The sequence below is a fragment of the Rhizobium sp. BIGb0125 genome (assembly GCF_024810055.1).
Lineage (GTDB): Bacteria > Pseudomonadota > Alphaproteobacteria > Rhizobiales > Rhizobiaceae > Agrobacterium.
In genome coordinates this window covers 218,776-238,116 of sequence record NZ_JANUDV010000002.1, presented here as the reverse complement: position 1 = coordinate 238,116, position 19,341 = coordinate 218,776, and the positions used below count along the sequence as shown (strand labels likewise).

Genomic DNA, 19,341 nt, shown 5'->3' with positions numbered 1-19,341 from the left:
GACCCGTTGGACATGACCGCTGAACTCCTCTTAGCCAGTCTGCATATCGCGACACCGGAACTGATCCTTGCGGTCGGTGCCCTGGCGTTGCTCATGGTTGGCGTATTCTCGGGCGACAAGTCGACAACGACAGTCACGGGCCTCGCAGTTGCGTTGCTCGTCATTGCGGGTCTCTGGATCGTCTTTAACCCCGCAAGTGGCGTCGCTTTCGGCGGCGCTTTCATCGCCGACGCTTTCGGTAACTTCATGAAGGTGATTGCCCTGATCGGTTCGATCGTGGCGATGATCCTGACCATCGGCCACAACCGCGTTGAGCCGATAGGGCGCTTCGAATATCCGGTGCTGCTGGTGCTTGCCACCCTCGGCATCCTGCTGATGATTTCGGCAAACGACATGATCTCGCTCTACATGGCGTTGGAACTTCAGTCGCTTGCTCTCTACGTCATCTGCGCCATCAACCGTGACAGCCTGCGTTCCACGGAAGCTGGTCTGAAGTACTTCGTGCTCGGCGCGCTGTCCTCCGGTATGCTGCTCTACGGCATGTCGCTGGTCTACGGCTTCACTGGTAACACTGGCTTTGAAGAAATCGCCAAGGTTCTGACCTCTGAAACCCGTTCGCTCGGTCTGGTCTTCGGTCTGGTGTTTGTGCTGGCCGGTCTCGCATTCAAAATCTCTGCCGTTCCGTTCCACATGTGGACGCCAGACGTTTACGAAGGCGCACCAACTCCGGTTACTGCGTTCCTGTCCGCTGCTCCGAAAATCGGCGCGATGGCCATTCTGGTCCGCATCGTGGTTGAAGCCTTCCAGCCGGTATTTGCCGACTGGCAGCAGATCGTTGTGTTCATCTCGATCGCATCCATGTTGCTTGGTTCGTTTGCCGCTATCGGCCAGCGCAACATCAAGCGTCTGATGGCCTATTCCTCCATCGGTCACATGGGTTACGCGCTGGTTGGTCTTGCCGCTGGCACGGAAGCGGGCATTTCCGGCGTTGTCATGTACATGACTGTCTACATGGTCATGACGCTCGGCACCTTTGCTTGCATTCTGTCCATGCGCCGCAAGGAAATCGGCAATGTCGAGAATGTCGATGATCTCGCTGGCCTGTCCTCCACCAACCCGTTCATGGCCGTTGTCCTGACCGCACTGATGTTCTCGCTGGCCGGTATTCCGCCGCTGGCAGGCTTCTTCGGTAAGTACTTCGTGTTCCTGGCAGCCATCGAAGCCAAGCTCTACGCACTGGCTATCATCGGTGTGGTTGGCTCGGTTGTTGGTGCATTCTACTACCTGCGTGTGGTCAAGGTGATGTGGTTTGACGATGCCAAGGGTGAGTTTGAGCGCCCAGCTATCGAACACCGCATTGTCTATGCGCTGTCCGGTCTCTTCGTTCTCGGCTTCATTCTGTTCGGCGGACCTGTCGGTAACGCAGTCAACGCTGCAGCCAAGACATTCTTTTGAGCGGAACCAGCATGAGACCCGGCCGGAATTTCATTGATGAATTCCGGCACGAGGGTCTGGATGAAACCTCATCGACCAACATTGAGTGTTTCGCCCGCGCAAAAGCGGGCGAAACTGGTAATCTCTGGGTTACCGCTGCCCGCCAGACAGGCGGGCGTGGCCGGCGCGGCAGACCCTGGGTCTCAGAGCGCGGCAATCTCTACGCTTCCCTTCTTCTGATTGATCCATCTGCGCCTGAACAAATGGGCTCCTTGCCACTGGCTTTTGCTCTTGGTGTTTATCGTGCGCTGCGCACGGTTTTGCCAACCGGTGGACAGCCACTTGAGATCAAATGGCCAAATGATGTCCTGATTGGTCGCAAGAAGACCTGTGGCATCCTGATGGAAGCAGAATTCTTAGGTGACGGCCGCCGCGCCGTCGTCAGTGGTATTGGCATCAATACTGCCCACAAGCCTGATAATCCGGCCTATCCGGTGACGATGTTGTCGGAACATGGTGCGTCCTGTTCACCCGATGAACTGTTTGCACATCTGTTCCGCGAAACGGCGTCGGTACTGGAAATCTGGAACCGCGGGCAGGGTGTTGCCGAGATCATGAATGCCTGGCGGGCTGCGGCCTGCGGCATTGGTGAGCGGATTACCGTCAATCTGCCGGATCGTTCCATTTCCGGGCGTTTCACCGGAATTGATGATAATGGTTTCCTTCTGCTGGACGAAGACGATGGCCCGTCACGCGCCATCGCCGCCGGCGATGTATTTTTTGGTGGCACCTGACAGGTAACCGCAACCTCGGTAACGCAGGCAACACCTTTGGACTTGGAGCATCCTTGCAGCTCGGTAATCGCAAGGCGTCACAGCGGGTGCGCATCGGCTCCGTGAAACTGGCGGTTTTAAGTAAATGCCGATGTTTGCAAGCGGTGATGAAACAACGACCGGTACCGGTCCCGTTTCGCCGCGATATGGAAAAGAACAATGTCGAAACAGGATGAACTCGTATTCCTGCCACTGGGTGGTGTTGGCGAAATTGGTATGAACCTGGCGCTGTATGGTTACGGCCCGGCTGCCAAACGCCAGTGGATCATGGTGGACTGCGGTGTAACCTTTGCCGGTCTGGATCTGCCGGGTGTCGATCTGGTGCTACCTGACATCAGCTACATCGAACAGCAGAAAAACAATCTCAAGGGCATCATCATTACCCATGCCCATGAAGACCATTACGGCGCGCTCAATGATTTATGGCCGGGCCTCAACGTGCCGGTCTTCGCCTCGGGCTTTACGGCTGGCATGCTGGAAGCCAAGCGCAATTACGAAGGCACCCGCGCCGAAATCCCGATTACGCCGTTCAAGGCGGGTGACCGTATCAATGTCGGGCCGTTTGAAATTGAGGCCGTGGGCGTCAACCATTCCATCCCCGAGCCAATGTCGCTTGTTATCCGTACGCCACTGGGGAACGTCATTCACACCGGTGACTGGAAAATCGATGACGCACCGTCACTTGGGCCTTTGACCGATGAGGCCCGTTTCCGCGCGCTGGGTGATGAGGGCGTGCTGGCGCTGATGTGCGACAGTACCAATGCGCTGCGTGACGGTGTTTCGCCGTCCGAACACGAAGTGTCGGAAGGTCTGCGCCAGATCATTGAAAATGCCGAGGGCAGGGTGGCCATCACCACCTTCTCTTCCAATGTTGGCCGTATCCGGTCGATTGCGCAGGCGGCGGAAGCCGCTGGCCGTGAAGTGCTGCTGCTTGGCAGTTCGTTGAAACGCGTTGTCAACGTTGCCCACGACATCGGTATCATGGAAGGCATTAAGCCGTTCCTGGCGGAAGATGAATATGGTTACATCCCACGTGACAAGGTGGTGCTCATCCTCACCGGGTCGCAGGGCGAGGCGCGCGCCGCACTTGCCAAGCTGTCACGCGATGAGATGCGCAACGTGGCGCTGGCGGCCGGTGATACTGTCGTGTTCTCCTCCCGTGCCATTCCGGGTAATGAAAAGGCCATTATCGACATCAAGAACGGCCTGATCGAGCAGGGCGTGCATATCGTTACAGACAATGAGGCACTGGTGCATGTCTCCGGTCACCCCCGTCGCAACGAACTGTTGAGAATGTACGAGTGGACCCGTCCACAGATTCTCGTGCCTGTTCACGGTGAAGCCGCTCATCTGGTTGCCCAGAAGGAACTGGCAGAGCAGGCCGGTATTGCGACCGTGCCAAAGGTTCGCAACGGCAATATCCTGCGCCTGGCACCCGGCCCGGTAGAGGTCATTGATGATGCGCCCCATGGCCGCGTCTTCAAGGACGGTAAGCTGATGGGTGATTTCGAGGAAATGGGCATCGGCGACCGACGCAAGCTGTCCTTTGCTGGCCATGTCTCTGTTAACGTCGTGCTCGACAGCCGTTTCGACTTTGTTGGCGATCCGGACGTTGTGCCTTTTGGCCTGCCAGAGTTCGATGACGAAGGCGAGGATATGGAAGATACGCTTTATGACGCCGTTCTTGGCGCTGTGGAGAGCATTCCACGCAGCAAGCGCAAGGACCTCGACATGGTACGCGAAGCGGTGCGCCGCGCCGTGCGCTCCACAGCGCATCAGAGCTGGGGCAAAAAGCCTGTTGTGACGGTATTCCTGACCAAAGTCTGACAGGCGGCGGCCAGAACTTCATTGTAAAACGATATGGGCAGGAAGAACTGCCCATATCCTGTCGGCCCACAGGCTTCGGGGAGGAGGCTATGCTCGGACGTATCAACCATGTGGCACTTGCGGTGCCTGACCTTGGCGCGGCAGAGGCGGCCTACGGCCAGATGCTGGGTGCCAGCCTGTCGGAACGGCAGGCTTTGCCGGAACACGGCGTAACCGTGGTATTTGTCGAACTTCCCAATTCCAAGGTTGAACTGCTGGAGCCGCTTGGCGACGCGTCGCCGATTGCTGCCTTTCTCGCTAAAAATCCGGCCGGCGGCATGCACCACATCTGTTACGAGGTGGAGGACATCCTTGCCGCACGTGACCAGCTGAAGCAGTCCGGTGCGCGTGTTTTGGGCGATGGTGAGCCAAGAATCGGTGCGCATGGCAAGCCGGTGCTGTTTCTCCATCCCAAGGATTTTTTCGGCACGCTGATCGAGCTTGAGCAGGTCTGAAACAGATCTGGCAAGCCGCACTTCAAGTGGTTTCTCAATTCCTGGCGTTTGATAAAGCGATTCTGAAACAATGCCTTGCCGCGAAAAAGTGAATCAATTTATGCGCTTGGCCACAGAAGACTGTTGAAAACATTGTTTGTGCGCCAGCCTTGTTTGCCTATAGTTGCCCATAACAGCCTGTCTTCCCGTCGCACGTACCAGTCGGGAAAGATGCGCTCCAAACCGGATAGCAGGTGCCCATGACCGTTCTCTCGTATTTCGCAATCTACTTCGTCATCTGGTGGACCACGCTGTTTATCGTGCTGCCCATTGGTTTGCGGACGCAGGCGGAAGAGGGGGCGGTTGAACCCGGCACAGTGGCGAGTGCACCAGCCCGTTTCCGCGGTTTGAAGGTCATCGCGCTCAACACTGCCGTTTCAGCCGCACTGCTTGCGTCCTGGCTGGTTTTAACGTGGTGGTTCAATTTTGAGTTGGAAGACATCTTCGAACTGTTCCCGATGTTCAATCGGTGATGTTGCACGCTGGATCATCTCCCACACAGACAGCGTTTTCTGGACACTGTGAGAGTGTGCAAAGTGGCGGGTTTCGACGCCGAAATCAGTGCAGGTGGATGCTCGACCCTTATTTGTGAGGGGATGAGTCTTTTTACAACAAATTTGCCGTCACATGCCTGTCATGAACATGCGGCACAGAGTATTTCGAGTGATTTAGTGGACTTGACAGTCGCAATTTGGCCGAAATTTGCGTCGCCCGGTTTAAGGGGTTGCTAAAAGGCAAAAAAAAACAAGGCGTTGAAGCCTTGTTTTCTAATTTTCGCGTGATCTGTAACCGTTGCCGGGGCAGCGACGAAGCGCGCCTAAGATCTGATCCTCCCAAGACTGACCGCGAAATTGGCAGGAATTTGTTCTTCATGCCTGTTTTATGAGCTAAAGCTAGCCCAATCTCCGATGCTTGTCATTAGATTTTTTGCATTTTTGCTACAGTCGGCAAAAAATTCCCTATTGGGCGATATGTCGCAACGCAAGCGACAAAAATATTCTGCGACAATCAGTAATAGTGGATATTGATGTCGCAAAATCGTCATGTGCGTGGTTTCTGGTGTTGTCCAGTGCCGGGTTTCCTTCTGTCTGGGAAACGTTTATGAACGGCGCAAACAGCCCTTTGTTGCGGCGATTCCCGGCAGGAGAGTCCGGATCGCCAAAGTCACGGAATCCGATATGCGTCTCAGCCGTTATTTCATGCCCATCCTCAAGGAAAATCCCAAGGAAGCGGAGATCGTTTCGCATCGCCTTATGTTGCGTGCAGGCATGATCCGCCAGCATTCGCAGGGCATTTATTCCTGGCTGCCGCTGGGCAAGCGCGTTCTCGACAAGGTCAACAAGATCGTGCGTGAAGAACAGAACCGTGCCGGCGCCGTCGAACTGCTGATGCCAACACTGCAGTCCGCAGAGCTGTGGCAGGAGAGCGGCCGTTATGAGGATTACGGCAAGGAAATGCTGCGCATCAAGGACCGTCAGGATCGCCAGATGCTGTATGGCCCAACCAACGAGGAAATGATCACTGACATTTTCCGTTCTTACGTCAAATCCTACAAGAACCTGCCGCTGAACCTCTACCACATTCAGTTGAAGTTCCGTGATGAGCTGCGTCCACGGTTCGGCACCATGCGCTCGCGCGAGTTCCTGATGAAGGATGCCTATTCTTTCGACCTGACGAAGGAAGGCGCCATTCATTCCTATAACAAGATGTTCACCGCGTACCTGCGCACCTTCTCGCGTCTTGGTCTGCGTGCCATTCCAATGCGTGCTGACACGGGCCCGATCGGTGGCAACCACAGCCATGAATTCATCATTCTGGCCGACACCGGTGAATCGGAAGTGTTCTGCCACAAGAGCTTCCTCGATCGCGACATTCCTGCTGCCGACACCAATTTCGATGATGTCGCTGGCCTGCAGGCGGTGTTTGACGACTGGACCTCGGATTACGCTGCCACGTCTGAAATGCATGATGAAGCTGCTTACGACGCGATGCCGGAAGACAAGCGCATTTCGGCACGCGGTATCGAAGTTGGCCACATCTTCTATTTCGGCACCAAATATTCCGAGCCGATGGGTGCGAAGGTGCAGGGTCCGGATGGCAAGGAACACCTTGTCCACATGGGTTCCTATGGCATTGGACCAACACGCCTTGTTCCCGCCATCATTGAAGCATCGCATGACGAAAACGGAATCATCTGGCCGGATTCGGTTGCCCCATTTGATGTTGTCATCATCAACATGAAGGCAGGCGATGCATCGACCGACGCCGCATGCGAAAAGCTTTATTATACGCTGACAAATGCCGGCAAGGATGTGCTGTACGACGATACCGATGACCGTGCCGGTCAGAAGTTCGCAACGGCCGATTTGATCGGTGTTCCGTTGCAGATCATCGTTGGACCACGTTCGGTTGCCAATGGTGAAGTTGAAGTGAAAAACCGCAAGACCGGCGAACGTGAAAACGTCACGATCGAAGCAGCATTGAACAGGGTCCTCGGCTGAACGGCTGAGGCGGGGAGACGAGATGGCACAAGCCGGGGCTGACAACGCTGCTGGTCAATCCGTGAAGGATACCGCTGCGCGGCCGTTTTCGGCCTTTGAGCGCATGGTCGCGTGGCGCTACCTGCGCGCCCGCCGCAAGGAGGCGTTCATTTCGGTGATCGCCGGTTTTTCTTTTGTTGGCATTATGCTGGGTGTGGCAACGCTCATCATCGTCATGGCGGTGATGAACGGTTTCCGCACCGAGCTGATTTCCCGCATTCTGGGCATTAACGGCCATATGGTCGTGCAGCCCATTGATAGCCCGTTTAACAATTACGACGAACTGGCCAAGAAATTTGCAGGCATCAAGGGCATCACCATGGCGCTGCCATTGGTGGAAGGTCAGACGCTGGCGCAGGGGCGCGCCGGTGCAGGCAGCGGCGCGCTAGTGCGCGGCGTGCGCGGCGAGGACCTTGAGAAGCTGAAAGAGGTTTCCGGCAACATCAAGGTCGGCGATCTCGTGGGTTACATGTCCGGTGAGGGCGTGCTGGTCGGTTCCCGCCTGGCCTCGTCACTTGGTGTCACAGCCGGTGACCAGATCACCCTGATTGCGCCGGAAGGCGACATCACGCCGATGGGTGTCAATCCGCGCGTCAAATCCTACACGATCTCAGGCGTTTTCGAGATCGGTATGTCGGAATATGACGCCTCGATGGTCTACATGCCGCTTCCCGAAGCGCAGCTTTATTTCAATGCAGATGGTCTGGTGCAATCGATCGAGCTGTTCGTGGAGCATCCAGATCAGGTTGATACACTGCGTCCACTGGTGGAAGAAGCCGCAGGCCGGCAGATTTACATCACCGACTGGCGTCAGCGTAACCAGACCTTCTTCTCGGCCCTTCAGGTTGAACGCAACGTCATGTTCATGATCCTGACGCTGATCGTGCTTGTCGCAGCGCTTAACATCATTTCCGGCCTCATCATGCTGGTGAAGGATAAAGGTAGCGACATTGCCATTCTGCGCACCATGGGTGCAAGTTCCGGTGCGGTCATGCGTATCTTCTTCATGACCGGTGCTGCAATTGGTCTTGTGGGTACCTTTGCCGGTGTTCTGCTCGGCGTGATTGTCTGCCTGAACGTGGAATCGATACGCCAGTTCTTCTCGTGGGTGTCAGGTACGGTGCTGTTTGATCCGCAGCTCTATTTCCTCAGCCAGCTTCCGGCTGAAATGGATATCAGTGAAACCATTTCCGTTGTCATCATGGCGTTGACGCTGTCGTTCATTGCCACGATCTTTCCGGCATGGCGGGCTTCAAAGCTCGATCCTGTGCAGGCTCTGCGATACGAATAAGGAACGCGACATATCATGAGCAGAAACATCGCGTTGCGGCTGACGGGCGTACATAGAAGTTACGGGCAGGGCGACAGTGTCCTCCATATTCTCAACAATGCCGAGTTCGAATTGCGAAGTGGCGAGATTGTTGCGCTGGTCGCCCCGTCGGGCACGGGTAAATCCACGCTGCTGCATCTTGCTGGTTTGCTGGAGCACCCGGACGAGGGTGAGGTTTATGTCGATGGTTTGCCTTGTGGCACATTGGCGGATGACAAGCGCACGGCAATCCGCCGCAGCGATATCGGTTTCGTCTACCAGTTCCATCACCTGCTGCCGGAATTCACCGCGCTTGAAAATATCATGATGCCGCAATTGATTGCCGGTCTTCCCGACAAGGAAGCCCGTCGGCGCGCTGCACAGCTTCTTGACTACATGCGGATCGGCCACCGTGCCGATCACCGCCCGGCTGAGCTTTCCGGTGGTGAACAACAGCGCGTGGCCATTGCCCGTGCCGTTGCCAATGCACCGCTTCTGCTGCTGGCCGATGAGCCAACCGGCAACCTCGATCCCGAGACGGCCCATTATGTGTTTGAAGCACTGGAGGCGCTGGTGCGCCAGTCAGGACTTGCGGCGCTGATTGCGACCCATAATCACGATCTGGCCGCACGCATGGACCGTCGCGTCACTATCTCCGAAGGCAAGATCGTCAGCTTCTAATTTTGCCGCACATCACATGACCTGAGTTTGAGGAGAACCCGGCCACCGCGCCGGGTTTTCTTTTGCGCGCACATCAGGCGGGAACTTTCACGCCGCAACGGAATTTAAAAGAGACCAAAAAAACATATTGACTCTGAAACAAAATGAGAACAAACTGGAAACATAACGAGTAAGGAGAGTACAATGACCGACATGATCCGTGACGTTGCCGCCTTCGCTTCCATCGCTGTCTTTGTTGCCAGCTTTTCTGTGATCCTCACTGCACTCTGATATTTTTGCCGCACATAACAGCGTGTATGTGCGGTTGTCCTCGTTGTTCTGTGCTATTGGCTGTGGACTTTGCGGGCTGAACATCAGAAAATCCCCGTGATTCAGAACACGGGATATGCGGCGCATGAGTGATACCAATTCCACCAATGGAAATGCAGGGCAGGCCGGTGGAACACCTGGTTTCGTGCATCTTCGGGTTCACTCGGCCTATTCGCTTCTGGAAGGCGCGTTGCCGCTAAAAAAGGTTATGTCCAAGGCGGTGTCCGATGGGCAGCCAGCCATTGCCATAACCGACACCAACAATCTGTTCGTGGCACTGGAATTTTCGGAAAAGGCGCGTGATGAGGGCTTGCAGCCGATTATCGGCTGTCAGGTTTCCGTCGATATGGAAGACGCCATTGAAGAACGGCGTTCGAACAATCTCGCAAAACTTCCCGCCCTTGTGTTCCTCGCAGCCACCGCTGCGGGTTACGAGCGTCTGGTGGATCTCATCAGTCGCGCTTATCTCGATGGTGAAAGTGGCCAGTCGGTACGCGTCAATCGCTCCTGGCTGGAAGAGGGCGATAATGACGGGCTGATCGTGCTGACCGGCGCCTCTGGCGGCCCTGTCGATATGGCCCTGAAAGACGGGCACACCGCCCTGGCTGAGAAACGCTTACTGGCTCTCAAGGGCCTGTTTGGCAATCGCCTTTATATGGAATTGCAGCGGCAGGGCAATTACGACCGGGCGCATGAGCGCCGTGTCTTGACGCTTGCCTATGAAAACGACGTGCCGCTGGTTGCCACCAACGAAGCCTTTTTTCCGTCACGCGCCGATTACGAGGCCCATGATGCGTTGATGGCCGTGGCCCACAACGCCATCGTCTCCGATGATACCCGCTTTCGCCTGACGCCAGACCATTATCTCAAAAGCCGCGAGGAAATGGTGAAACTGTTTTCCGATTTGCCGGAGGCATTGGAAAACACCGTCGAAGTGGCGCATCGTTGCTCCTACGTGCTGAAAAAGCGCGGACCTATTCTGCCGCGCTTTACCGGCGCCAGTGACGATACCGATGCTGCCGAAAAGGCGGAGTCGGAAGAACTGCGCCGTCAGGCCGTTGAAGGCCTGGATATGCGCATCGAAAAGCTCGGTATTGCCGCTGGCTATACCGAAGAAGAATACCGCGAACGACTGGACTTCGAGCTCGGCATTATCGAGCGTATGAAATTTCCCGGTTACTTCCTGATCGTTGCCGACTTTATCAAATGGGCCAAGAACCACGATATCCCGGTTGGTCCGGGCCGTGGTTCCGGTGCGGGCTCTCTGGTTGCTTACGCGCTGACCATTACTGACGTTGATCCGCTGCGCTTCTCGTTGCTGTTCGAACGCTTCCTCAATCCTGAACGCGTTTCGATGCCCGACTTTGATATCGACTTCTGCCAGGACCGCCGCGAAGAGGTGATCCGCTATGTGCAGCAGAAATACGGCCGCGAACAGGTAGCGCAGATCATTACCTTCGGTTCATTGCAGGCGCGTGCGGCGCTGCGCGACGTTGGTCGTGTGCTGGAAATGCCTTACGGTCAGGTCGACAAGATCTGTAAGCTGGTGCCCAACAACCCGGCCAATCCAACACCGCTGTCCAAGGCAATCGAAGAAGAACCGAGACTGCGTGAAGAGGCAGAGGCTGAGCCGGTGGTGGCGCGTCTGCTGGATATCGCCCAGAAGATCGAAGGTCTCTACCGCCACGCCTCGACCCACGCTGCCGGTATCGTGATCGGCGACCGTCCGCTGTCGAAGCTGGTGCCGATGTACCGCGATCCGCGCTCCGACATGCCGGTAACCCAGTTCAACATGAAGTGGGTTGAAAGCGCCGGTCTCGTCAAGTTCGACTTTCTGGGTCTGAAAACCCTGACCGTGTTGAAGGTCGCGGTGGATTTTGTTGCCAAGCGCGGCATTCATGTCGATCTGGCCGGCATTCCGCTGGATGATCAGAAGACCTACGAAATGCTGTCGCGTGGTGAAACCATCGGCGTGTTCCAGGTGGAAAGTGCGGGCATGCGTAAGGCGCTGATTGGTATGCGCCCCGACTGCATTGAGGACATTATTGCGCTTGTGGCGCTCTATCGTCCGGGCCCGATGGAAAACATTCCGGTCTACAATGCCCGTAAACACGGTGAGGAAGAGCTGGAATCAATCCATCCGATGATCGACCACCTGCTGAAGGAAACGCAGGGCGTTATCATCTATCAGGAACAGGTGATGCAGATCGCCCAGGTTCTCTCCGGTTACTCGCTCGGCGAGGCCGATCTTCTGCGCCGCGCGATGGGTAAGAAGATCAAGGAGGAGATGGACAAGCAGCGCGAACGTTTCGTCGAAGGCGCGATGAAGAACAATGTGTCGAAGGCGCAGTCCGACACGATTTTCGATCTTCTGGCCAAGTTCGCCAACTACGGCTTCAACAAGTCGCACGCAGCTGCCTACGCGATTGTCTCCTACCAGACGGCCTATATGAAGGCGCATTATCCGGTGGAATTCCTTGCCGCCTCGATGACGCTTGATATGGCCAACACCGAAAAGATCAACGACTTCCGCCAGGACGCCTCGCGTATGGGCATCGAAATCGTCGCGCCTTCGGTGCAGACGTCGTTCCGCAAGTTCGAGACGGGTGAAAACCGCATCTATTATTCGCTGGCGGCCTTGAAGGGCGTCGGTGAAGGCGCCGTTGACCACATAGTTGAGGTGAGGGGTGACAAACCCTTTGCCAGCCTTGAGGATTTCTGCCAGCGCATCGATCCAAAACAGATCAACCGGCGTGTGTTTGAAAGCCTGATCAATGCCGGTGCCTTCGATTGTTTCGGACGTGACCGTGCCGAACTGATTGGTGGTCTTGATCGCGTTATCGGTTTTGCGCAGCTGGCACAGGAAAACCGCGTCAGCGGCCAGTCGGACATGTTCGGCTCCGGTGGCGCCAATGGTCCGGAACGGCTTGCACTACCAACCTTCTCGCCGTTTCTTGCCTCTGAAAAGCTGCTTCGAGAATATCAGGTTCTTGGCTTTTACCTAACCGCCCATCCGCTCGATACCTACCGTGCAACGCTCGAAAAGCTGCGTGTGCAGAACATTGCCGATTTTACCGTCGCGGTAAAACAGGGCGCGACCGCAGGCCGTCTGGCTGGCACGGTAACCGGAAAACAGGAGCGCAAAACCAAGACCGGTAACAAGATGGGCATCGTGACATTCTCGGATGCGTCCGGCCAATATGAGGCCGTGCTATTTTCGGAAGGGCTTGGCCAGTACCGCGATCTGCTGGAAGTTGGCAAATCGCTTGTCATCACCGTTCAGGCGGATGAGCGCCCTGAAGGCATCGGCCTTCGTATTCTGACCGCTCAGTCACTGGAGGAAAAATCCGTCTCGATGCAGAAGGCATTGCGGGTTTTTGTCCGCGATTCCGGTCCGCTTAAAATGATTGCCAAACATCTGAACGCCAAGGGCGATGGTCTGGTGTCCTTCATCGTGATCAAGGATGACGGGCAGCGCGAGATTGAGGTGGAATTGACTGAAAAATTCCGTATCTCACCGGAAATCGCCGCCGCCTTGCGGGCAGCGCCGGGCATTGTCGATGTCGAATTGATGTAAGGCCTTAAAACAATTATCGCCCCGTTTTGTCTGCGGGGCGATAAGGCAAGAACCTAAACCTGGCGGTTACGACGGGCGTCGTATCGTCTTGGTGATGGTAATGAAATCGGTGCCCTGTCCGGTCTCGGGGAAGTGACTGAGGTCTGTAATGGTAATCGATGTGCCAGCGACCAGCAGGTCTTCAATGCGCTTGCGCGCGTCCTTGGGAATGTCGATCCGGTCGAGAACTTCGCTGGCGCTTTCCTGCAATTCAAATTTGTCCGCATCGATACCGAGCCTGCGCATCGTGGCGGCCGGCAGGTGGTTTTCGAGCGTGATCGAATACCAGTCGGCCCGCCCATTGGCGTGGTCAACAGCCGTCGCTTCCATGAAATGTGTGCCAAGCGGCAGGTTGGGGTCCTTGATGCCAACAGGCACTTCAAACAGTGGCTTGAAGTCCTGGCGTACCTGAAGCTGCCCGGCAGGTTGGGCGTCGTAACCGCTCGCCGCATAAAGCGCTGTCACGAATGCATCGGTAACAGCGGTTCCTTTTTCGCTCAGGCCCTTCCAGCGTTTGAAGCCATTGATGGCGCTGATGGTCATCTGTCCCATTTGGCCATCGGTCTTGCCAGCATCAAAACCAAGCGTGTTGAGCATGGTCTGGATGTCGACCATCTTTTCGCGGTCGCCGCGTCGTGTAATCAGGATACGCATCGGTTTGGTGTTCGGTTTAACGACAGTTTCCGGCGTCACCGAATTGGTCTGTTCATTCATCGCCACTTCCACCTTCAATGAAGGATCGAAGGAGGCGGGACGCAACTCGACATCGGACAGCAGCAGATTGCCATCTGGCTGTTCAACGGTCGGTTGGAACAATGTGCTGTGCCAGATGCGCTGCGGCTCAACCGGTTTTTCTGACACGATCACATGTACGCCGCGCTCGGTCTTGCCATAAAGCAATTGGGCAAACCCGGCCGGCAGACGAATACAGCCATGCGAGGCAGGGTAGTTCGGCACCTTGCCTTCGTGAAGCGCAATACCGGACCATGTCAATCGCTGCATGAAGGGCATCGGCGCATTCGAATAGATATTCGATTCGTGGTATTTGCGTTTCTCAAGAATTGAGAAAATGCCGGTTGGCGTGTCATGACCGGGTTTGCCGGTCGAAACTTTTGAGGTTTTTATCAGTTCGCCATTGTCATAAACGGCAACAGACTGGGTGCTTTTTGAGACGATAATTTGCAGTCCTGCGGAATCATACGCGAAGGCACTTTGTGCCAGTACGGAAGTCGACAAAAGACAAGCACCCAGAAAAAGACGCAATACCATGGGGCTACTTACTCCAACGCAATACAGAGGCCTGGAGTTTATCAATTAGCATTTAATGAAGTTTTTAAGCGCCTTCACGACTTCGTGTAATTGCGCCGTTTTACAGCCTACTTTTTCACTTCGAATGTATAGCCCGTCTCCACGCTGGCCTTGCCAAACTTGTCGCGCAGCTTGTCCATGGCAGCTTCCGCCGCCGCACGTCGTGACGCCTGCTGATCGATGAGATCGGGCGGATCGGCAATGTGGGCATCGCTGAGATCAGACACCCCAATGCCGATCAGGCGGAACTTCGTACCATCCGTTTCCTTTTCCAGCAGGCTGAGACCGGTGCGGAAAATACGATCTGCAAGCTGCGTCGGGTCATCCAGTCGTTTGTTGCGGGTGCGGCTTTTGAAATCGGAAGTTTTCATTTTCAAAACAACGGTATGCCCGGCTATGCCGCTCTTCTTCAACCGCCAGGCAACTTTCTCCGATAGCGATCGTAGAATGGACACAAGGTCCTCATGCCGCGAAATATCGTTGAAAAAAGTCGTTTCGGACGACACGCTTTTGATCGGGTCGTTGTTATGCACCGTGCGGTCGTCAATGCCCCGCGACAGGCGGTAGAGCCGCTGTCCCATCGTGCCATAGCGGCGCATCAGCGTGTCTTCTTCCATAACCTGCAACTGGCCTATCAAACGAATGCCATCGGCCTCCAGCGTCGCGGCAAAGGCTTTGCCGACACCCCAGATGGTGGTGACGGGGCGGGTGGCCAGAAAGCTGACGGCTTCCTCTTGCCCGATCACCGAAAAGCCGCGTGGCTTTTGCAGGTCTGACGCGACCTTCGCCAGAAACTTGCAGTAGGACAAGCCGACGGAAATCGAAATGCCGACTTCCTTTTCCACGCGCTTGGCAAATTTGGCCAGCACGCGGGCAGGCGGATCATGATGCAGAAGTTCGGTGCCGGACAGATCGAGAAATGCCTCGTCTATGGACAGTGGCTGCACCAGCGGCGTCAGTTCCTGCATCATGCTGCGGATCTGACGGCCAACCGTGCTGTATTTTTCCATGTTAGGTTTGACGACAACCGCCTCGGGACAGGCCTCCAACGCCTTGAACATCGGCATGGCCGAACGCACGCCATGAATGCGGGCAATGTAACAGGCAGTCGAAACGACACCACGTTTGCCACCGCCGATGATCACGGGCTTGTCCATCAGATCAGGATTGTCGCGCTTTTCGATCGAAGCGTAAAACGCATCGCAGTCTATATGCGCCAGACTGAGATCATAAAGTTCGCCGTGATAGACAAGGCGAGGGCTGCCGCATTTCTGGCAACGGCGAATACCATCGGGCTGACCGGCCAGACAATCGCGGCAAAAACCGGGGGCGTGTTTTGTCATGGTCAACTCAGGAACAAAGAATGAACGTTCGCCACGTTATTCTGTTGCCGGAATTTACTCAAGAGAGACCTTTAAAAGAAACCCGGGGGAGTGGGCTCAATACACACCCGAATCGAGACCCGGACCGGAAAAATGGTGCCACGCGGCAGCAACGTCCTCGGGTTTTGTTTCTGTTGCTGCGCAAAATGCCATCAGGTCAGGCTCGTGGCTCATCAGAAAATCAAGTAATCCGGCAAAAAAGCCCGGGTCGCTGGCGGCGTGCCGCAGCATATTGGCCTGCAGGCCACTCAGCGCCAGAAAGCGGGAAAGCAAGTCGGGTTCATTGGCCAGCCAGCCAAGTATGGCGGCGGCTGTTTCTTCCGGTTTTGCCGTGGCGGCAGCACTTGTTTTTTTGTCTCGCAGCATTTCTTCGCCGAAGTTACCTATTTTTCAACCAAATCGCATTAGCGTCGTTAAACTATATACGATGGAATCGGTTCTGCGACACACTTATATGTCGGTGGCATGGTTTCAAGGCGCATTGAGGAATTGTCGCTATGCCAAAACAGGTCATGATAGTTGAAGACAACGAGCTTAACATGAAGCTCTTTCGCGACTTGATCGAGGCGTCGGGTTATACCACGATCCAGACACGCAATGGCATGGAAGCCCTTGATCTGGCACGTAAACATAAGCCCGACCTCATTCTCATGGATATTCAGTTGCCGGAGGTGTCCGGTCTGGAAGTGACCAAGTGGCTGAAGGAAGACGATGAATTGCACGTCATTCCCGTTATTGCCGTAACTGCATTTGCGATGAAGGGTGACGAAGAACGTATTCGTCAGGGCGGCTGTGAGGCTTACGTCTCCAAACCGATCTCCGTTCCCAAATTTATTGAAACTATTAAAACCTACCTTGGCGATGCCTGAAGGCATTTGAGGACTGATAATGACAGCAAGAATTCTGGTCGTTGACGATATACCGGCAAACGTAAAGTTGCTGGAAGCGCGTCTGCTTGCTGAATATTTTGATGTTCTGACCGCGGAAGACGGCTTCAAGGCACTCGAGATTTGCAACAACACCCAGGTCGATATTGTCCTGCTCGACATCATGATGCCGGGTATGGATGGTTTTGAAGTCTGCGAAAGATTGAAATCCAATCCGCGGACTATGCATATTCCCGTCGTCATGGTAACCGCACTCGATCAGCCGTCCGACCGGGTACGTGGCCTCAAGGCCGGTGCCGATGACTTTTTGACCAAGCCGGTCAATGACCTGCAACTGGTGTCTCGCGTCAAAAGCCTCGTTCGCCTGAAAACCATGAGCGACGAATTGCGCATGCGCGCAGAAACGGCGCGTGCCATTGGCATTGAAGACCTTCTGCGCGATGAAGGTCGCATCGAGGAGCCGGGGCAGGTGCTGCTGGTCGATCCGCGTGCGAACTCTCAAGAACGCATTATCAAGATGTTAAAGCCAGTCGCGGAAGTGACAGCCATTTCCGATGCACAGGCGGCGATCTTCGAGGCTGCGGAGCAGGGCTTTGAACTGGTCATCGTTAGCAGCAGTCTTGATGACTACGACCCCTTGCGTCTGTGCTCACAGTTGCGCTCGCTCGACCGTACACGGTTCCTGCCAGTGTTGCTTATTGCGGAGCAGGGTGGCGAGGACATGATCGTGCGTGCGCTTGATCTTGGCGTCAACGATTACATTACCCGTCCGCTGGACCCCAACGAGCTTGTGGCCCGCACACTCACCCAATTGAAGCGCAAGCGTTACAATGACCGCCTGCGCAGCAGCGTTCAGCACTCCATTGAGCTTGCCGTCACCGATGGCCTGACGGGGCTGCATAATCGCCGTTATCTCGACAATCACCTCAAGGTGCTGTTCAACCGCGCCGCAACCCGTGGCCGGTCACTGTCGGTATGCATTACCGATATTGACCGCTTCAAGGTGGTCAACGACACCTATGGCCACGATGCCGGCGACGAAATCCTGAAGGAATTTGCCGCCCGCCTGCGTGCAACGGTTCGCGGTGCGGATCTGGCCTGCCGTTATGGCGGAGAAGAGTTTGTAGTGGTCATGCCGGATACTACGGCGGAAATGGCTGCCAACATCGCTGAGCGGCTGCGTATGAGCGTTGAGGGCAAACCTTTCGTCCTGCGTTCCTCCGGCCAGGAAATCAATATCACGGCGTCCCTGGGCATCTCGTGCAACAGCCCCAATGTCGAGACGCCAGAACAGCTTCTGAAAGAAGCAGACAATGCGCTCTATGATGCCAAGCGGGCAGGGCGTAACCGCGTTGTGGCCGCAGCCGCCTGACGGCCGGCCGCGACATCACATCCCCAAAATAGTCCAACGTTAAGTGCCACGCCTGTCGAGCCTCTTTAGAGGGGCGGTAGCCGTGTGTATTCGAATTCCCGAATTATCGGCCCTCAGAATTCAGGTATTGCGATCATTTGGCTTGTGGATAACATGGCCCAATCTTTGAGCGATCAGGCATAGTCTCGTGCCTGTATTTTCGCGCTCTTTTTTTGCGATTTGTCAATTTGTCACGTAACGTTGCGGCAGTTGGAATATTTCCTCTGCCTAATAATTGATATATTTCATCACAGATTTTTGATGATGCTCTCACCATTTTCGCCGGATCGCGCGGCTCTTCAAGTCAAGACTATGGTTCTTTAGAAAATCAGGAATTTTTACTTGAGTGTATTTTCCTTTATTTGTGTAAGTGCTATGTTCTCTTAAATAAATACTGTGCCGCTTATGGTCATATTTAACCATATTTGCATTTCAAAACGGCATTGCTTTAAGAAGTTGTTGATTTTTTTCATCGTTTGCGCGACGTTTGGTTCAACGGCATAACTTTCGTGAATTGTGTGCAAGCACAGAGATAGAAATAACCGCAAGTTACTTGTCTATGGTGTTTCAGGGTTGGTTTTTACTTGGTCTATTGGCCGTAGCATCCAGCCTGGTAAGATACCCCATGATGCTCAGGTCCGCCGCATCTCCTGGGTCGTGGGGTCGGTCGGTTGGAGTGCACTAAACGGTTCCTCGTACCGTCTGCAACTCCGACCGACCCCCATTTCTCTCTCAAAACGTATCTAACTATAACGGTCGATCCATCTGGTCGCATTGTCACATCTGTCTGCTTGTGCGCGCTTGCGCCCCCCGCCGGCATGATGTCTGTGAGATCTGTCGTATGAAGAAGAGGCAGGGTCGCACCGTCGCCAGCGGCAGCACGGTTGCCATAACGACTTGGCGCTCTAAATGACGGCTTGTGCTGTCATGCTGCACCAAAGAAAACAGGCGAGGGGCCTGAATGCAAAAAGCGCACTTTCGGATGAAAGCGCGCTTTTTGAAAACTGCAAATTCTAGGAGAAGATTACTTGATCTTCGTTTCCTTGAATTCAACGTGCTTGCGTACGACTGGATCGTACTTTGTCTTCGTCATCTTGTCCGTGAACGTACGGCTGTTCTTGGTGGTGACGTAGAAAGTACCGGTGTCGGCTGTCGACAGCAGCTTGATCTTGATTGTTGTAGCTTTCGCCATGGTCGTCCTGCCTTTAACAAAATAGTGAGCCGCTGACCTGTTCGATCCCGGCTAAATCTGGCGCGAAACTACGGATCGC

Annotated in this window: 15 protein-coding genes; 11 read left to right on the top strand and 4 right to left on the bottom strand. The window is 55.0% G+C overall.

Annotation, left to right across the window (positions count from 1 at the left end; all coding sequences use genetic code 11):
• Positions 1–12: 12 nt before the first annotated feature.
• The 9 genes from nuoN to dnaE all read left to right on the top strand — a co-directional run bounded on the left by nuoN (position 13) and on the right by dnaE (position 13,043).
• Complete coding sequence (gene nuoN / locus M2418_RS05135; protein WP_259145215.1) at positions 13–1,455, top strand: NADH-quinone oxidoreductase subunit NuoN; 1,443 nt, start codon at positions 13–15, stop codon at positions 1,453–1,455.
• A gap of 11 nt (positions 1,456–1,466) precedes the next feature.
• Positions 1,467–2,228 (top strand): biotin--[acetyl-CoA-carboxylase] ligase, encoded by a 762-nt coding sequence (locus M2418_RS05130; protein WP_259145214.1) that lies wholly within the window; start codon positions 1,467–1,469, stop codon positions 2,226–2,228.
• Positions 2,229–2,426: 198 nt separating this feature from the next.
• Positions 2,427–4,094 carry a ribonuclease J gene (locus tag M2418_RS05125; protein WP_259145209.1) on the top strand — a complete coding sequence of 556 codons (1,668 nt, stop codon included), beginning with the start codon at positions 2,427–2,429 and terminating at the stop codon, positions 4,092–4,094.
• 89 nt (positions 4,095–4,183) lie between these two features.
• Positions 4,184–4,588 (top strand): methylmalonyl-CoA epimerase, encoded by a 405-nt coding sequence (gene mce, locus M2418_RS05120; protein WP_259145207.1) that lies wholly within the window; start codon positions 4,184–4,186, stop codon positions 4,586–4,588.
• Positions 4,589–4,827: 239 nt separating this feature from the next.
• Positions 4,828–5,100: a DUF1467 family protein gene (locus M2418_RS05115; protein WP_192487573.1), complete on the top strand. Its 273-nt coding sequence runs from the start codon at positions 4,828–4,830 to the stop codon at positions 5,098–5,100.
• 705 nt (positions 5,101–5,805) lie between these two features.
• Entirely contained in the window at positions 5,806–7,128 is a 1,323-nt protein-coding gene (gene proS / locus M2418_RS05110; RefSeq protein WP_250982789.1) for a proline--tRNA ligase, read from the top strand.
• Between the two features lie 22 nt (positions 7,129–7,150).
• Complete coding sequence (locus M2418_RS05105) at positions 7,151–8,458, top strand: lipoprotein-releasing ABC transporter permease subunit (protein ID WP_259145202.1); 1,308 nt, start codon at positions 7,151–7,153, stop codon at positions 8,456–8,458.
• A gap of 15 nt (positions 8,459–8,473) precedes the next feature.
• Complete coding sequence (locus tag M2418_RS05100; protein WP_259145198.1) at positions 8,474–9,157, top strand: ABC transporter ATP-binding protein; 684 nt, start codon at positions 8,474–8,476, stop codon at positions 9,155–9,157.
• Positions 9,158–9,551: 394 nt separating this feature from the next.
• Positions 9,552–13,043: a DNA polymerase III subunit alpha gene (dnaE, locus tag M2418_RS05095; protein ID WP_259145196.1), complete on the top strand. Its 3,492-nt coding sequence runs from the start codon at positions 9,552–9,554 to the stop codon at positions 13,041–13,043.
• A 66-nt stretch (positions 13,044–13,109) separates the two neighbouring features.
• Here dnaE and M2418_RS05090 read toward each other — a convergent pair whose 3' ends face one another.
• The 3 genes from M2418_RS05090 to M2418_RS05080 form a co-directional block, all read right to left on the bottom strand.
• Positions 13,110–14,351: a L,D-transpeptidase family protein gene (locus M2418_RS05090; protein ID WP_259145191.1), complete on the bottom strand. Its 1,242-nt coding sequence runs from the start codon at positions 14,349–14,351 to the stop codon at positions 13,110–13,112.
• A gap of 107 nt (positions 14,352–14,458) precedes the next feature.
• A complete protein-coding gene (locus M2418_RS05085; protein WP_250982786.1) occupies positions 14,459–15,733 on the bottom strand; it encodes a DNA polymerase IV in 1,275 nt (424 codons plus the stop codon).
• A 96-nt stretch (positions 15,734–15,829) separates the two neighbouring features.
• Positions 15,830–16,138, bottom strand: coding sequence for a DUF3572 domain-containing protein (locus tag M2418_RS05080; RefSeq protein ID WP_192487580.1), 309 nt, complete (start codon positions 16,136–16,138; stop codon positions 15,830–15,832).
• A 131-nt stretch (positions 16,139–16,269) separates the two neighbouring features.
• Between M2418_RS05080 and M2418_RS05075 the strand changes: the two genes are divergently transcribed.
• Together M2418_RS05075 and M2418_RS05070 are read left to right on the top strand one after the other, a co-directional pair.
• Complete coding sequence (locus M2418_RS05075) at positions 16,270–16,641, top strand: response regulator (RefSeq protein WP_060641199.1); 372 nt, start codon at positions 16,270–16,272, stop codon at positions 16,639–16,641.
• 19 nt (positions 16,642–16,660) lie between these two features.
• Positions 16,661–18,031: a PleD family two-component system response regulator gene (locus M2418_RS05070; RefSeq protein ID WP_259145190.1), complete on the top strand. Its 1,371-nt coding sequence runs from the start codon at positions 16,661–16,663 to the stop codon at positions 18,029–18,031.
• Between the two features lie 1,063 nt (positions 18,032–19,094).
• Here the strand turns inward: M2418_RS05070 and rpmG are convergent.
• Complete coding sequence (rpmG, locus tag M2418_RS05065) at positions 19,095–19,262, bottom strand: 50S ribosomal protein L33 (protein ID WP_003496403.1); 168 nt, start codon at positions 19,260–19,262, stop codon at positions 19,095–19,097.
• Positions 19,263–19,341 lie beyond the last annotated feature (79 nt).

Excerpts from the sequence above, each read along its gene's own strand:
- dnaE (WP_259145196.1), top strand. The coding sequence starts at position 9,552 with ATGAGTGATACCAATTCCACCAATGGAAATGCAGGGCAGGCCGGTGGA.
- M2418_RS05105 (WP_259145202.1), top strand. The coding sequence starts at position 7,151 with ATGGCACAAGCCGGGGCTGACAACGCTGCTGGTCAATCCGTGAAGGAT.
- nuoN (WP_259145215.1), top strand. The coding sequence starts at position 13 with ATGACCGCTGAACTCCTCTTAGCCAGTCTGCATATCGCGACACCGGAA.
- M2418_RS05090 (WP_259145191.1), bottom strand. The coding sequence starts at position 14,351 with ATGGTATTGCGTCTTTTTCTGGGTGCTTGTCTTTTGTCGACTTCCGTA.
- M2418_RS05080 (WP_192487580.1), bottom strand. The coding sequence starts at position 16,138 with ATGCTGCGAGACAAAAAAACAAGTGCTGCCGCCACGGCAAAACCGGAA.
- mce (WP_259145207.1), top strand. The coding sequence starts at position 4,184 with ATGCTCGGACGTATCAACCATGTGGCACTTGCGGTGCCTGACCTTGGC.
- M2418_RS05075 (WP_060641199.1), top strand. The coding sequence starts at position 16,270 with ATGCCAAAACAGGTCATGATAGTTGAAGACAACGAGCTTAACATGAAG.
- rpmG (WP_003496403.1), bottom strand. The coding sequence starts at position 19,262 with ATGGCGAAAGCTACAACAATCAAGATCAAGCTGCTGTCGACAGCCGAC.
- M2418_RS05130 (WP_259145214.1), top strand. The coding sequence starts at position 1,467 with ATGAGACCCGGCCGGAATTTCATTGATGAATTCCGGCACGAGGGTCTG.
- M2418_RS05085 (WP_250982786.1), bottom strand. The coding sequence starts at position 15,733 with ATGACAAAACACGCCCCCGGTTTTTGCCGCGATTGTCTGGCCGGTCAG.
- proS (WP_250982789.1), top strand. The coding sequence starts at position 5,806 with ATGCGTCTCAGCCGTTATTTCATGCCCATCCTCAAGGAAAATCCCAAG.
- M2418_RS05070 (WP_259145190.1), top strand. The coding sequence starts at position 16,661 with ATGACAGCAAGAATTCTGGTCGTTGACGATATACCGGCAAACGTAAAG.
- M2418_RS05115 (WP_192487573.1), top strand. The coding sequence starts at position 4,828 with ATGACCGTTCTCTCGTATTTCGCAATCTACTTCGTCATCTGGTGGACC.
- M2418_RS05125 (WP_259145209.1), top strand. The coding sequence starts at position 2,427 with ATGTCGAAACAGGATGAACTCGTATTCCTGCCACTGGGTGGTGTTGGC.
- M2418_RS05100 (WP_259145198.1), top strand. The coding sequence starts at position 8,474 with ATGAGCAGAAACATCGCGTTGCGGCTGACGGGCGTACATAGAAGTTAC.